The following is a 15,120-nucleotide window of genomic DNA, read 5'->3' as shown; positions in this document are numbered from 1 at the left end:
ACCGGAGAAAAACGACGGGATATCAAGGCGATGCCTCTGCGGTGTGCGCCCCATGTCACACCGCAGGGTCAGTCAACGAAGCGTCGGCTCAGGGCTTCTTGTTCGGGTCCCGGCCCGGCGCACCGGGCGCGCCCGGACCACCCGGGAACGGGAACGTGTTGAACATGTTCTTCGCCTGGCTCTGCATCTGTTCCTGCATCTGCACGAACAGGTTCTTCGACTGTTCGATGTAGTTGGTCATCATGCCCTGCATCATCGGCGCCTGCATGTTCATGAATTGCGCCCAGACGTCCGGGTTGAAGGCCGCACCTTCGTAGATGCCCTTCGACTGATCGGCCAGCTTGTTCTGAATCTCGATGAAGGTCTGGATGTTCTTCTCGAGGTAGGTGCCCATCATCCCCTGCAGCGCGTGGCCGTAGAAACGGATGATCTGGGCGAGCATGGCGCTCGAGAACATCGGCACACCGCCGGTTTCTTCTTCCAGAATGATTTGCAGCAAAATGCTGCGAGTCAGGTCCTCGCCCGTCTTGGCGTCGACGACCTTGAACTCCTCGGTCTCGAGCACCAGTTGCTTCACATCGGCAAGGGTGATGTACGTACTGGTTTGGGTATCGTACAGACGCCGGTTCGGATACTTTTTGATCAGGCGCTCGTCAGTCTTCTTGCTCGCGGTCATGCGGTGGGTTTCCTGCGTTTTTGAAGGACTACCCCGACCGGCGGTCGGGGTTAATCACATATTATCGATTCTAGGACGTTTGCTGCTATGCGGCAAAGCCCTAACCCGCAACGGGGCGCCGTGCTTTGTTTCGGCCCGCACCGGCACCCGCCCCGTCACCGCTTAGCCCATGTGCAGGCCGCCGTTGAGCGAGAAGTCCGCGCCCGTCGAGAAGCCCGAATCTTCCGATGCCAGCCAGGCCACGATCGAACCGATCTCGCCCGGCTCGCCCAGACGCTTGACCGGAATCGTCGCCACGATCTTGTCGAGCACGTCCTGACGGATCGAGCGGACCATATCCGTGCCGATATACCCCGGCGACACGGTATTGACCGTCACGCCCTTGGTCGCCACTTCCTGCGCCAGCGCCATGGTGAAACCGTGGATACCGGCCTTGGCGGTCGAGTAGTTCGTCTGGCCGAACTGGCCCTTCTGACCGTTCACCGACGAGATGTTGATGATGCGGCCCCAGCCACGCTCGCACATGCCTTCGATCACTTGCTTCGTGACGTTGAACAGGCTCGTGAGGTTCGTGTCGATCACGGCATCCCAATCTTCACGCGTCATCTTGCGGAAGACGATGTCGCGCGTGATACCGGCGTTGTTCACCAGCACGTCGACTTCACCGACTTCGGACTTGACCTTGTCGAACGCAGCCTTCGTCGACTCCCAATCGCCGACGTTGCCTTCCGAGGCGACGAAATCGAAGCCCAGCGCCTTCTGGTCTTCAAGCCACTTCACGCGGCGCGGCGAATTCGGACCACAGCCCGCCACGACCTTGAAGCCATCTTTGTACAGCCGCTGGCAAATGGACGTACCGATACCGCCCATCCCGCCTGTCACATATGCAATGCGTTGAGTCATGGAACGCTTCCCCCAAAATAACGGCTGATTGCCGCCTGTTGCGACTGCCAATTGACCGACGCGCAGGCCGCGCGTTCCCACGCGAGCCTTTCGTCTCCTGACTACTTCCTCAGTGCGAGCCCGTGCGCGTTGCACACACGGGCGACACTGCTTCTTCTGCGGTTCTGATGACCCACGCGAAACGCGAGTGGACTCAGACGCGTTCCACCGCCAGCGCCACGCCCATACCGCCGCCGATACACAGCGACGCCAGACCGCGACGCGCGTCACGACGCGCCATTTCGTGCAGCAGCGTGACGAGAATACGGCAACCGGACGCCCCGATCGGGTGACCGATGGCGATAGCGCCCCCGTTCACGTTGATCTTCGAGGTGTCCCAGCCCATTTGCTTGTTCACGGCCAATGCCTGCGCCGCGAACGCTTCGTTGATTTCCATCAGATCCAGATCGCTCGCCTTCCAGCCCGCGCGGGACAGGCAGCGCTGCGATGCCGGGACCGGACCAATGCCCATCACCGACGGATCGACGCCGGCGTTAGCGTACGCCACGATGCGTGCGAGCGGCGTGAGGCCCAGTTGCTCGGCGCGCTTGGCCGACATCACGACCACGGCCGCGGCGCCGTCGTTGATGCCCGAAGCGTTGGCGGCAGTCACGGTGCCGTCCTTCGAGAAGGCCGGCTTGAGGCCGGAGAGCGACTCGGCCGTCACGCCATGACGCACGAACTCGTCGGTCTTGAAGACCACCGGATCGCCCTTGCGTTGCGGGATCGACACCGGCACGATTTCCTGATCGAAACGTCCGGCCTTCTGTGCCGCTTCGGCCTTGTTCTGCGACGCGGCGGCAAATTCGTCCTGCATCTCGCGCGTGATGCCGTATTCCTTGGCGACGTTCTCCGCCGTGATACCCATGTGGTACTGGTTGTACACGTCCCACAGGCCATCGACGATCATCGTATCGATGAGCTTGGCGTCGCCCATGCGGAAGCCGTCGCGCGAACCCGGCAGCACGTGCGGTGCGGCGCTCATGTTCTCCTGACCACCAGCCACGACGATGTCGGCTTCACCGGAGGTGATCGCATTGGCGGCCAGCATCACGGCCTTCAGGCCCGAGCCGCACACCTTGTTGATCGTCATGGCAGGCACCATCGTCGGCAGCCCGGCCTTGATCGAGGCCTGACGCGCCACGTTCTGACCCGAGCCGGCCGTCAGCACCTGACCCATGATGACTTCGCTGATGTCTTCGCCCTTGAGCTTTGCGCGCTTGAGGACTTCGTCGATCACGATCGCCCCCAGATCCGGCGCCGCCACCTTGGCCAGCGAGCCGCCAAACTTACCGACTGCCGTACGGGCAGCCGACACAATCACGATATCCGTCATGTCTCATTCCTCTTTTTTCAATGGGTTCGAACCAGGGGGGATGCCCGCCGCGCAAACCATCGTTTGCACGACCACACACAACTGGGCGCCCTATGCTCAGGCCTTCGCCTTCACATAGCGGCCGGGCGCCGGTTCGATGGGTGCATAAGCAACATTACCATACGCATTTTGCGCCTTGACGCGTTTTCCGGCGTAGCCTGCGAGCCATTCGCTCCAGTCGCTCCACCAGCTTCCCGGGTGCTCCGTCGCACCCGCCAGCCAATCGCTCGCCTCGACGCCAACGTCGTCGTTGCGCCAATAGCTTCGCTTTTTCTTCACGGGCGGATTGACGACCCCCGCAATGTGACCAGACGCACCGAGCACGAAACGGCGCTCGCCACTCAGCAACGGCAGCGACCGGAACGCCGACGTCCACGGCACGATGTGGTCTTCGCGTGAACCGAACACATAGGCCGGCGCATCGATCGCGCTCAGATCCACCGGCACGCCGCACGTCTGGATTACGCCCGGCTGCTTCAGTTCGTTCTGCAAATAAAGATGACGCAGATACCAGCAGAACATCGGTCCGGGCAGGTTCGTGCCGTCGCCGTTCCAGTAAAGCAGGTCGAACGGCTGCGGCGCGTTGCCCTTCAGATAGCTGTCGACCACGTAGTTCCAGACCAGATCGTTCGGACGCAGGAACGAGAACGTGTTCGCCAGCTCAACGCCGCGCATCAACCCCGGCGGCTGGCCGAGGCCGCCGCCGATCGTCTGCTCGCGGAATTGCACATGTGGCTCGTCGACAAACACATCGAGCACGCCGGTATCGGAGAAATCCAGCAGCGTCGTGAGCAATGTCACACTCGCGACCGGCGACTTGCGCCCCGTCTGCCCTTTCGCGGCCAATACCGCCAGTGCAGCGGCCAGCAACGTGCCGCCCACGCAGAAGCCGAGCGCGTTGATCTGCGACTGACCGCTGATTTCGCGCACGACATCGATGGCGGCAATCGGCCCCTCACCCACGTAGTCGTCCCACGTCTTGTGCGCGAGCGACATGTCGGGGTTGCGCCACGACACGACGAACACGGTGTGTCCCTGCTCCACCGCGTAGCGGATCAGCGAGTTTTCCGGTTGAAGATCGAGGATGTAGTACTTGTTGATGCACGGCGGCACCACGAGCAACGGGCGCTGATGCACGGTCGGCGTGAGCGCCTTGTACTGGATGAGCTGGATCAGTTCGTTCTCGAAGACCACGGCGCCTTCGGTCGTCGCGACGTTACGCCCGACTTCGAACGCGGCTTCATCGGTCTGCGAGACCTTGCCCTTGCCCATGTCGACCAGCAGATGCTGCATGCCGGCGAGCAGGCTGTCGCCGTGTGTCTGCACGAGACGTTGCTGCGCGTCCGGATTGGTCGCGATGAAGTTCGCGGGCGAACTCGCGGCCACCCACTGCTCGACGGCAAAGCGAATGCGCTCGCGCGTTTTCGCATCGGCATCGACCAGTTCGGCCATGCGCATCAGAAAACGGCCGTTGAGCAGATAGAGCGCAGCGGGTAACGCGTAGAACGGATTGCGCCAGCCGTCTCCCGAGAAACGACGGTCGCCCAACGGGGGCGCATTGTCGAGGCCGGGTTGATTGAAGCTGGCGACAAGTTCGGAAAATTCACGGGCGTAATCCGACTGAAGCTCGTTCAGTCGCGCCGGATCGACGTGCAGCGACGTTGGCTGCGGCAACGCGCCCGGCTTACCAAAAAGATCGAATTGCTGGAAAAGCGCCGCAAACGGATTCGCGGCAGCCGCTGCACCATTCGCAGCGAAGGATGACGGGCCGGCAGCCCCCGGCAAAGCGCCGAACATTTGTTGGGCGGCCTTGAACCACTGCGACATGTCCTGAGCGGAGAGCGAAGCGGAGGGAAACTGCTGGGCAAACGAGGCGGCAAACGAGGCCGGATCGAAGTTGGCACTGGCGCGATTCATGGTAGCCTGAGTGTCACGTCCGTTGCGTTCAGGGCCGGCGCCCGAAACGCGGCGGCGTGCTTCGCTTTATGAGCGATGCGCTCCGCCTGTGAAGCATTCTTGCGTGCGCGCGCAGGCGTGTCAATCCTTGCAACGAACGTCACGAGCGCGGTACGTCTCTTTGACTTCGCATTGTCCCGGTGCCGCCCCTACTTTTGAATGCGCGTTTGTCCCGATGCTAATCATTCTTCTCGGCTGGCTTTACGTCATTGGCATGGTCGCCATCACCGCGCCGTCGGCCTGGCTGGGCATCGCGATCTTTCTCTTCGGCGGCATCGGTCCTGCCCTGCTCGTTCTCTATCTGTCGGGAAGCCGCGCGCGGCGTGCACGCGCGCTGCGACGCGATGACGCACAATGAACGCTCCGGATGCGCAGGTTCGGCGATGACCCGCGCTGGACAACAGGTCGCCGCATGATCGGCGTGACGCGGGACAGCGTCGACAAATCCTCACTGCCCCGGACGAATTCCGATTGATTCCGACTGATTCCGACGAATTCCGCCGATCAGGCCTCACGCCACACCAGCGCCGCCATCCGCCCTGTCGTGCGGTCACGGCGATAGGAATAGAAGCGCGCCGGATCGCTGACCGTACACCACCGCCCGCCCGAGACACTCGTCACGCCTTCGCGCGCCAATCGCAACCGGGCCAGCGCACACAGGTCCGCCAGCGACTTACCCACGGCGGGATCGCCATGCGGGACAAACGCCGCTAGCGTGGCTTCACGCTCCTGCGGCGTGGCGGCGTCCAGGAACGCCTGCCGCACCTCCGGCCCCACTTCGAACGCCGTCGGCCCGATGCAGGGGCCAAGCCATGCGATCACCGGCGCCGGCGTGTCGGATTCCGGCAGCCGCGCACGCAATGCCTGCACCGCCTGTTCGATGACACCCGCACACAGCCCACGCCAGCCCGCGTGGGCAGCCGCCACCGCTTGCCCCTGCGCGTCGCACAGCAAGACCGGCAGGCAGTCCGCCACCATGACGGTGCTCGCGAGACCCACGGCATTCGTGGCACTGGCGTCAGCTTGCAAGGGGTCACCCGATTGCACGGCGTCCAGCGCGGCTTGCGCATCGACCACGCGCGGACCGTGCACCTGCGCCACCCATGCCGACGCCACGCCGGTGCGCGTCGCGAGCAATGCCCGGTTGGTCCGGACGGCCTCGGGATCGTCGTCTGCCTTGAAACCGAGATTGAAGGTCGCTTGCGGCCCTTCGCTGACACCCCCGGCACGCGTGGTGAACACCGCGCGAACCTGCTTCGGCGCGGGCCAGTCGGGGACGATCCAGTCCGCAGGTATCGTGTCTTGCTCAGGCAGGGAAGAAGTCATCGAGCGAATCGGGGAGCGTTGTAAAGTCGAATTCGAGACCCAGCGCGGTCATGAGTTCACGCATATCGTCCGGCAAGGGGGCTTGCCAGTGCATGGCGCTGTCGTCTTCGGGATGAATCAGGCCGAGCCGCCAGGCATGAAGCGCCTGACGCGCGAAACCGCCCGGCAATGCCGGACGCTTGTGACGCGGCTTATATAGCGGATCGCCCAGCAGCGAATGCCCAAGATGGGAAAGATGAACGCGGATCTGGTGCGTACGCCCCGTATCCAGCGAGCAAAGCACCAACGAAACCGGGGAATTCTCCCATTCCGCACTGGCGACCGTCACCACGCGGGTGCGCGCCGGCTTGCCACCCTGCCCCTGCACGACGGCCATGCGGGTGCGCTCTCGCGGGTCGCGCCCGATAGGCGCGTCGACGACAGTACGCAGTGGCGGACGCCCCCAGACAAGTGCCGCGTAATGGCGCTTCACGGAGCGCGCCTGCAACTGGCGCACCAGATCGGTCTGCGCCACCAGCGTGCGCGCCACGACCATCAGGCCGGACGTCTCCTTGTCCAGCCGGTGGACGATGCCCGCGCGCGGCAGATCGGCGGCAGCTTGCCCATACCGATGCAGCAGCCCATTGAGCAACGTGCCGGACCAGTTGCCCGCCGCCGGATGGACGACGAGGCCCGCAGGCTTGTTGAAGACGGCAAGTGCGGCGTCTTCGTATACGACGTCGAGCGGCAACGGTTCCGGTGCGAACGCGAGTTGCTCCGGCAATGCCGCTGGCGTGATGAGGACCGTCTCGCCGCCCGCCACTTTCTGGCGCACTTTGGCGAGTTCGCCGTCGAGCGTGACACGGCCGTCTTCGACCCAGGCTTGCAGACGACTACGGGAATATTCGGGAAAACAGGATGCGAGCGCCTTGTCCAGCCGCTCGCCAGCGAGCGAATCGGGCAGTATGGCGGTCAGCGGCGTGGCGGTGGATACGGTAGATACGGCAGAAGTCACCCCTGCTGGGGCGTGATCGGCACGGCTTGAGAAAGCCTCCGGAAGCGACTCGAGGTCGTCGTCCGACGAATCCTCTGCATTTTCCGTGGCAAATGAGGCGGTTACGCTATAATCCGGCACTATTGAACGGGTCATCGAGAAGTGAAGCCAACGAGCATGCAAGCCCTGAAACTTGTCAAACATCTGACGCTGGCCGCCATCGTGGTCGGCAGCATGGCCGCCTGCGGCATTCTGCCGGAGAAGGTCGACGAAACGGCCAGCTGGTCGACGAACAAATTATACTCGGAAGCGAAGGACAGCTTCGATAGCGGCGACTACACCAAGGCCGCCAAATACTACGAGTTGCTCGAAGGTCGCGACCCGTTCGGCCCGCACGCCCAACAAGCCCAGATCAACACGGCCTACTCCTATTACAAGGACAATGAGCCGGCGCAGGCCCTCACGGCCGTCGAGCGCTTCATCCGTCTGCATCCGGACAGCCCGTCGATCGATTACGCCTATTACCTCAAGGGCCTGATCAACTTCAACGACGACCTCGGTCTGTTCGGCCGCTTCTCCGGTCAGGATCTCAGCGAACGCGATCCGAAGGCCTTGCGTGCGGCGTATGACAGCTTCAAGTATCTCGTCGAGCACTATCCGAACAGCAAGTACGCGAACGACGCCGCCCTGCGCATGCGCTACGCCGTGAACGCCATGGCCGCTCACGAAGTGCACGCCGCCGAGTACTACTATCGCCGTGGCGCCTACCTCGCTGCCGTGAACCGTGCACAGAGCGCCTTGCAGGATTACGATCAGGCACCGGCGCTCGAAGACGCGCTTGGCATCATGATCAAGTCGTACGACAAACTCGGCATGACCGAACTGCGTGACGATGCTCGTCGTGTGATGGAAAAGACCTACCCGAACAGCGGCTACCTCACGGTCGGCCGCCGCATCGACAACAACCCGAGCGACAAGAAGTCGTGGTGGCAGATCTGGCGTTAAGCCGTCTCAGTTGTCGAATGGCATTCGTCGAAAAGCCCTCGCGCAAGCGGGGGCTTTTTGTTTTTGCATGTCCACATGACGGCCCGATGGCCGCGCTTCTCAGGCATCAGGAGTTGGTTTCGTGAATCCTTCGTCCACCACCGGCAAGACGCTGCTGGCCCTGCGTCACGTTCACTTTGAAGACCTCGGCACGTTGGCGCCGTATTTCACACAACGCGGTTACGCCATCGAGTATGTCGACGCGCCGCTCGCCGACCTGCGCACCGTCGACGCGCTCTCGCCGGACTTGCTCGTCGTGCTCGGCGGTCCTATCGGCGCCTTCGACGACCCGCTGCATCCGTTCATCGCGGAAGAGCTCGCGCTGGTCAAAGCGCGCCTCGCCGCTGGCAAACCCATCCTCGGCATCTGCCTCGGCGCGCAATTGATGGCGCGGGCGTTGGGTGCAAAGGTGTACCCGCTGGGCGTGAAGGAAATCGGCTACGCCCCGCTGACGCTGACGGACGCGGGTCTGTCGTCGCCCCTGGCGGCACTGGGCGACGCGAGCGTACTCCACTGGCATGGCGACCAGTTCGACATTCCGCCGGGGGCGGTGCATCTGGCGCGTACGGCCGTTGGCGAAAATCAGGCCTTCGCGCTGGGCACACACGCGCTGGGACTGCAATTTCATCTGGAAGCCGACGCCGCACGTATCGAATCTTGGCTCGTCGGGCATGCGTGCGAACTCGGTGCCGCGAAGATCGATCCCGTGGGGCTGCGCAACGACGCCCGGCAGCATCACGCCCAGTTGTCCGAAGTTGCTCCGGCCGTCATCGGTCGCTGGCTGGACGCCATGCCCGGTTGATAGTCGACGGATGCCCAACTGATATCTCTGGGCAACTCAACGAAAAAGCCAGACGTTTCACCGTCTGGCTTTTTTCATTCCGCGCCGAGCGTAGGAATCGTGTAACTCAATCGCCCGCCTCGGCCGCGATCTCGTCGAAGAATCCGCGCACGATCGGCAATTCCCGCGTACGTTTGAATGGCGGGAGGCTCTGCCAGATGCGTCGCCCATAGGGCTTGTCGACGAGACGCGGATCGCAAATCATCAGCACACCGCGGTCGGCTTCCGAACGAATCAGACGTCCCGCCCCCTGCTTCAATGTGATCACCGCCTGCGGCAACTGATGCACGGCAAAGGGGCTCAAGCCCTTCTTCGTCAGCGCATCGAGACGCGCAGCAAGCACCGGATCGTCAGGCGGCGCGAACGGCAATTTGTCGATGATGACGAGCGAAAGCGCTTCACCCCGCACGTCCACACCTTCCCAGAAACTCTGGCTACCGATGAGGACGGCATTGCCCAGCGCGCGGAACCGGTCGAGCAACTCCGTGCGGCTCGCTTCGCCCTGCACCAGCAGCGGATACGGCCACCCCCGGCGCTCGAACTCTTCGCGCAGGCGCTCCGCTGCACGATTGACCGCTCGCAACGTCGTACACAACACGAAGGCCCGGCCACCGCTGACTTCGAGCACCGGCAACGCGGCATCGAGCACAGCGTCCGTAAAGTTCGGTGCCGACGGCTGCGGCAATCCGCGCGGCACGTACAACAAGCTTTGGTTCTGATAGTCGAACGGACTCGCCAGCGTCAGCGACTTACCCGCATCGAGTCCCAATTGCGCGGCGTAGTGCATGAAGTTGCCCTTCACGGACAACGTAGCCGACGTGAAAATCCACGCGCGCGGCGCCCCGGCCCGCTGCTTCGCGAAGATCGGCGCAATCGAGAGCGGCGTCTGATGCAACTGCACCGCCTGCGAGAACACTTCGATCCAGCGGACCGTCGCCGGCGGCGTGTAGGTCTTTTCCGATTTACCTTCGCTGTCCGCGCCTTCCGCCGCCTTCGCTTCCGCCGTCAGACGCGCCGCTTCCGCCTCGCGCGCCTTCACCGCCTTTTCGCGTTTGCCGTCGGTCACACGCGGCGCATCGGGGTCCAGCAGCGGCAGTGGCTGCTCGCCCGGCGACGGCGGCGTCACGCCCAGCTGCCAACGCTCCAGTTGCTCATGCAATTCCAGTGCGCGACGCAGACACGCACCGAGCGCTTCGGCGCGCTCTGCCTGATGCTGAAGCGTCTCGATCACATCCTGCAACGCGATGTCGACGCTCTCGAGCGCCCCGAACAACTCGTGATCGTCCGGCAGTTGCGTCACGGACATCCGCGCGTTGTCCTGACCGAACGTCAAACGCACATCGCGCGCGGCCCGTTCTAGATTTGCGCCGAGCTTGACCCAGTCGGCGGCGTCGCGCGCGTGGATCAGGCCTTCCGCGACGCAATCACGCGCCAGTTCAAGCAGTTGCGTGGTCGAGACCGTCTCGCCGAAGAACAGCGTGGCGGTCTCCGGCAACTGATGCGCTTCGTCGAAAATGACGGTATTGGCGCTCGGCAGCAATTCCGCCATGCCGGTATCGCGCAGCATCACATCCGCAAAGAACAGATGGTGATTGACGACCACGAGATCGGCCTGCTGCGCTTCCTTGCGCGCGAGCATCACGAAACAGTCCTTGTAACGCGGACAATCCTGGCCGAGACAGTTATCGCGCGTGGACGTTACCTGCGCCCAGATCGGCGCGTTCTCCGGCACGGATGCCAGTTCCGCCTTGTCGCCGCTATGCGTGATCTGCGCAAACGTCGTGATCTCGCGCAACTGCGCCGCCTCATGGCGCGACGCAAAGCGCCCTTCCTGCTGCGCACGCTCCAGATAGTAGTGACACAGATAATTCGAGCGGCCCTTGAGCATGGCCACCGTGACCGGCACAGCAAGCGCCTTGCGCACGGTCGGGATGTCACGCGCGAAGATCTGGTCCTGCAAGTGTTTGGTGCCGGTCGAGATGATCGTCTTGCCGCCCCACAGCATGGCGGGCACGAGATACGCGTAGGTCTTGCCCGTGCCGGTGCCGGCCTCGGCGATCAGCGAGTCGTGCGTATCCATCGCAGCGGCCACGGCACGCGCCATCTCGGTTTGTGGTTCACGCGAGCGATAGCCGTCGATCGCGCGCGCAAGCATGCCGCCATCGCCGAAGATTTCCTCCAGCTCGCGCTCTCGCTTGGGGGCGAGCGGCTTGAGTCCGTGGAAGGTTGGCGTGTCAGCGCTTGGGGAGAGATCGGCGGAATCGCTGGATGCGGCGGCGGAATCGGTCAAAACGGCTCTGAAAACTCGAAGGCGCCGCGCACCGCCTCATGGGGATACGCAGCGCCGCAATGAAAAAAGGTACCGCGCGAAGCTCAGGACGAATGTCGCAGATATCGCGCGAATTTCCGGTGCATTGCCGGATCGCTCGCTCAGGCGGGCAGATCCGGCGTTTGCTGCACTTGCAGCAGGGTGATCGTGTCCTTGATCTTCAGACGGCGCTTCTTGAGCCGGGTGACCTGAAGCTCGTCATACGCCGGTTCCGTCAGCAACTTATCGATCAGGTAGTCCAGATCGCGGTGTTCGATCTGCAATTCGATGATGCGACGTCCAACGGAGTGAAGATCGTGCTGCATCGTGACAACTCTCCTGCGACTCTCAAGTGATTCCGGTTCGGCGCCAACCAGCGTTGTGCGTCACGTTCCGCGCGCTTCCGGCCTGCGCGGACTTACTGCCCTTCCAAGGCCTTCTGCGCCGGCGAACTCCCCGACTGCGACTCGTTACGCCGCGCATCCGACTTCTGCTGACGCTCGATGGCTTCCTGCTGCTTCTGGTTGTACTTGCGCACGTTCTCTTCGCGCTCGGCAGCCTTTTGCGCCGCCGAAGCTTTCGCCTCATCGAGCTTCTGCTGCTGCCCCGCCTGCTTGGCGTTGTACGACTCGGCATTCGCCGCACGTTGCGGTGCCTGTCCCGTGCGTTCAGTGACGCGCTGCTGATATTCGGCCTGCTTGGCCTGGTAATCCGAGACGTTCTGAGCCCGCTCGGCGGCACGTTGCGGTGCTTCCGCAGCCGTTTGCGCGCGCTTTGCGGCGAGGCGTTCGTCACGCTCCTGCGCGCGCGCCTTGCGCTCCTGATCTTCGAGCACCAGCCGCTGGCTACGAATCGCCTTGAGCGCTTCGCGCTGCTCGTCGCGCGCGTTATCGATGCAGTAATTCACGAAGAACTTCGAGGCACACTCGTACTTCGCCTGTTCGAAACGGTAGTCGACCCACGCGCGCTGACGATCGAGCACCGCCCGGCGGCCGCCAAAATCGTCATCGGCAGGATGCATGTCGAGCTGGTCGTCATAGGCGACGGGCTTGTCGTCCTCGGCTGCGGCAGCCGCAGCGCTGGCCTTGCTGGCAGACGACGGCGTGCGATCCGCCGTGGCATCGAACGGCACCTGGGGCACACGCAGTTGTTCGGTCGTGCGTCCGGCCGCCTCGACGGCCGACAGTCCCTGAGCGAACGACGTCCCCGGCACAACGGCAGCCGTCACGAAACCGAACACGCCCCCCGCGGCGACGCGCGTAAGGGCCGAACGGTTCGGAAGCTGTCGCAGATTCAGTCGCGAAAACAATTTTTCGAAGGAAATCATGAGGTTGAGCAGAGTGATGCCAAATTTTAGCATTGCCTGCCCGGACGCGCCCGCGGTTTATGGCAAAATGCCCCGCTCCTGGCACTTGGGTAACTCGCAACACTCATGACGCAAAACGTAGCCCTTCAGATCGTTCAACGCATCGCCGACGAACTCAGCGTGCAGCCGCGTCAGGTCGCCGCCGCCGTGCAGCTGCTGGACGAAGGCGCCACCGTGCCCTTCATCGCTCGCTACCGCAAGGAAGTGACCGATAACCTCGATGACACGCAACTGCGTACGCTCGAAGAGCGTCTGCTGTATCTGCGCGAACTGGAAGATCGCCGTGCGGCGATTCTCGCGAGCATCGAGGAGCAAGGCAAGCTGACGGACGAACTGCGCACCGCCATCGTCGCGGCCGACACGAAGCAGACGCTCGAAGACCTTTACCTTCCTTACAAGCCGAAGCGCCGCACCCGCGCGCAGATCGCCCGCGAAGCCGGTCTCGAACCGCTCGCGCAGGCGCTGCTCGCCGATCCGACGCTCGACCCGCAGGTCGAAGCCGCCAAGTTCGTCGACGCCGAGAAAGGCGTTGCCGACGTCAAGGCAGCCCTCGACGGCGCCCGCGACATCCTTTCCGAACAATTCGGCGAGACGGCCGAGTTGCTCGGCAAGCTGCGCGATTACCTCTGGACCCAGGGCGTCGTGTCGTCGAAGGTCGTGGAAGGCAAGGAAAGCGAGGAAGGCGAGAAATTCCGCGACTATTACGACTACGCCGAGCCGATTGCGGCCGTGCCGTCGCACCGCGCGCTCGCCCTCTTCCGTGGCCGGAACCTCGGCATTCTGATGGTCAAGCTGGGCCTTGGCGAAGAACTCGACGCCCAGATCCCGCATCCGTGCGAAGGCGTGATTGCCGGTCACTTCGGCATTCGCCAGCAGAACCGCGCGGCCGACAAGTGGCTGGCGGACGTCTGCCGCTGGTGCTGGCGCGTGAAGGTGCAGCCGCACCTCGAATCGGAACTGCTCACGCAAATTCGCGAGAGCGCCGAGAGCGAAGCCATTCGCGTGTTCGCCCGCAACCTCAAAGCGCTCCTGCTCGCCGCACCGGCCGGCCCGAAGGGCGTGATCGGTCTGGACCCGGGCTTGCGTACCGGCGTGAAGGTCGCGGTGGTCGACGCGACGGGCAAGCTGCTCGGCACCGACACCATTTACCCGCATGAGCCGCGTCGCGACTGGGATGGCTCGCTCTCCCGACTGTCGAAGATCGCCGCTGCGACGGGCGCTCAACTGGTGAGTATCGGTAACGGCACCGCGTCGCGTGAGACGGACAAGCTGGCGCTGGAACTCATCAAGCGCCATCCGGAGCTGAAGCTCCAGAAGATCGTGGTCTCGGAAGCTGGCGCCTCGGTGTACTCGGCGTCGGAGTTCGCGGCGAAGGAATTCCCTGAACTTGACGTCTCGCTGCGTGGCGCCGTCTCGATTGCGCGACGTCTGCAAGATCCGCTGGCCGAACTCGTCAAGATCGAGCCGAAGGCCATCGGCGTGGGTCAGTACCAGCACGACGTGAACCAGCGTGAACTGGCGCGCATGCTCGACGCCGTCGTCGAGGATTGCGTGAACGCGGTCGGCGTGGACGTCAATACCGCCTCGGCGCCGCTGCTCGCGCGCGTGTCGGGCCTGAACAGCACGCTGGCGAAGAACATCGTCGACTTCCGCGACAGCAACGGTCCGTTCGCCAATCGCGAGGCCCTCAGGAAGGTACCGCGTCTGGGCGACAAGACGTTCGAACAGGCGGCTGGCTTCCTGCGTGTGAACGGCGGCGACAACCCGCTGGATCGCTCGTCGGTGCACCCGGAAGCCTACCCCGTCGTCGAGCGCATTCTCGCCAAGATCAAGAAGTCGATCGGCGATGTGATGGGCAATGGTTCGGTCGTGCGCAGCGTATCGCCGACGGAGTTCGTCGACGAGCGCTTTGGCCTGCCGACGGTGAAGGACATCCTGACCGAACTCGAGAAGCCGGGCCGCGACCCGCGTCCCGAGTTCAAGACGGCAACGTTCCAGGAAGGTGTCGAGAAGCTGACCGACCTGAAGCCAGGCATGCAACTCGAAGGCGTGGTGACGAACGTTGCCGCTTTCGGTGCGTTCATCGATATCGGCGTGCATCAGGACGGTCTCGTCCACGTCTCGGCCATGTCGACGAAGTTCATCAAGGACCCGCACGAAGTCGTGAAGGCTGGCGATATCGTGAAGGTCAAGGTGCTCGAAGTCGATCCGCGCCGCCAGCGTATCTCGCTCACCATGCGTCTGAACGACGACCTGCCGGTGGCAGGCAGCAGCGACCGCCCGGGTAGTCACGGCGGCGGTGCACCGCGAGGC

The 15,120-nt window shown here is 63.4% G+C and carries 13 protein-coding genes; 4 read left to right on the top strand and 9 right to left on the bottom strand.

Going from position 1 to position 15,120, the window contains the following annotated elements; genetic code table 11:
* Positions 1–88: 88 nt before the first annotated feature.
* From phaR to phaC, 4 genes are all read right to left on the bottom strand, one after another.
* On the bottom strand, positions 89–676 hold the full coding sequence (phaR, locus tag A9762_RS06115; protein WP_069341147.1) for a polyhydroxyalkanoate synthesis repressor PhaR: 588 nt from the start codon (positions 674–676) through the stop codon (positions 89–91).
* Between the two features lie 162 nt (positions 677–838).
* Positions 839–1,579 (bottom strand): 3-ketoacyl-ACP reductase, encoded by a 741-nt coding sequence (locus A9762_RS06110; RefSeq protein WP_069341146.1) that lies wholly within the window; start codon positions 1,577–1,579, stop codon positions 839–841.
* A gap of 193 nt (positions 1,580–1,772) precedes the next feature.
* Entirely contained in the window at positions 1,773–2,954 is a 1,182-nt protein-coding gene (locus A9762_RS06105) for an acetyl-CoA C-acetyltransferase (protein WP_069341145.1), read from the bottom strand.
* A 96-nt stretch (positions 2,955–3,050) separates the two neighbouring features.
* Complete coding sequence (phaC, locus tag A9762_RS06100; protein WP_083253689.1) at positions 3,051–4,820, bottom strand: class I poly(R)-hydroxyalkanoic acid synthase; 1,770 nt, start codon at positions 4,818–4,820, stop codon at positions 3,051–3,053.
* A 304-nt stretch (positions 4,821–5,124) separates the two neighbouring features.
* Between phaC and A9762_RS06095 the strand changes: the two genes are divergently transcribed.
* Positions 5,125–5,307, top strand: coding sequence for a hypothetical protein (locus tag A9762_RS06095; RefSeq protein WP_069341144.1), 183 nt, complete (start codon positions 5,125–5,127; stop codon positions 5,305–5,307).
* Positions 5,308–5,453: 146 nt separating this feature from the next.
* On the opposite strand, the gene pgeF is transcribed toward A9762_RS06095, so the two are convergent.
* Positions 5,454–6,275 (bottom strand): peptidoglycan editing factor PgeF, encoded by an 822-nt coding sequence (gene pgeF, locus A9762_RS06090; protein ID WP_069341143.1) that lies wholly within the window; start codon positions 6,273–6,275, stop codon positions 5,454–5,456.
* Entirely contained in the window at positions 6,256–7,404 is a 1,149-nt protein-coding gene (locus tag A9762_RS06085; protein ID WP_069341142.1) for an RluA family pseudouridine synthase, read from the bottom strand. Before A9762_RS06085 ends, pgeF begins: the two co-directional genes overlap by 20 nt.
* Before the next feature lie 21 nt (positions 7,405–7,425).
* Between A9762_RS06085 and A9762_RS06080 the strand changes: the two genes are divergently transcribed.
* Positions 7,426–8,253 carry an outer membrane protein assembly factor BamD gene (locus A9762_RS06080; protein ID WP_069341141.1) on the top strand — a complete coding sequence of 276 codons (828 nt, stop codon included), beginning with the start codon at positions 7,426–7,428 and terminating at the stop codon, positions 8,251–8,253.
* 121 nt (positions 8,254–8,374) lie between these two features.
* Positions 8,375–9,094: a glutamine amidotransferase gene (locus A9762_RS06075; RefSeq protein WP_069341140.1), complete on the top strand. Its 720-nt coding sequence runs from the start codon at positions 8,375–8,377 to the stop codon at positions 9,092–9,094.
* Positions 9,095–9,200: 106 nt separating this feature from the next.
* Here A9762_RS06075 and A9762_RS06070 read toward each other — a convergent pair whose 3' ends face one another.
* The 3 genes from A9762_RS06070 to A9762_RS06060 all read right to left on the bottom strand — a co-directional run bounded on the left by A9762_RS06070 (position 9,201) and on the right by A9762_RS06060 (position 12,768).
* A complete protein-coding gene (locus A9762_RS06070) occupies positions 9,201–11,423 on the bottom strand; it encodes an ATP-dependent DNA helicase (RefSeq protein ID WP_069341139.1) in 2,223 nt (740 codons plus the stop codon).
* Between the two features lie 140 nt (positions 11,424–11,563).
* Complete coding sequence (locus A9762_RS06065) at positions 11,564–11,767, bottom strand: YdcH family protein (RefSeq protein ID WP_069341138.1); 204 nt, start codon at positions 11,765–11,767, stop codon at positions 11,564–11,566.
* 92 nt (positions 11,768–11,859) lie between these two features.
* Positions 11,860–12,768: a hypothetical protein gene (locus A9762_RS06060; protein ID WP_083253674.1), complete on the bottom strand. Its 909-nt coding sequence runs from the start codon at positions 12,766–12,768 to the stop codon at positions 11,860–11,862.
* Positions 12,769–12,873: 105 nt separating this feature from the next.
* Here A9762_RS06060 and A9762_RS06055 point away from each other — a divergent pair.
* Positions 12,874–15,120: Tex family protein (locus A9762_RS06055; protein WP_069341137.1), on the top strand; the 2,247-nt coding region annotated here is incomplete at its 3' end.

The organism is Pandoraea sp. ISTKB, from assembly GCF_001721285.1.
Lineage (GTDB): Bacteria > Pseudomonadota > Gammaproteobacteria > Burkholderiales > Burkholderiaceae > Pandoraea > Pandoraea capi.
The sequence above is the reverse complement of the archived record's forward strand: the minus strand, read 5'-3'. Positions and strand labels throughout refer to the sequence as shown.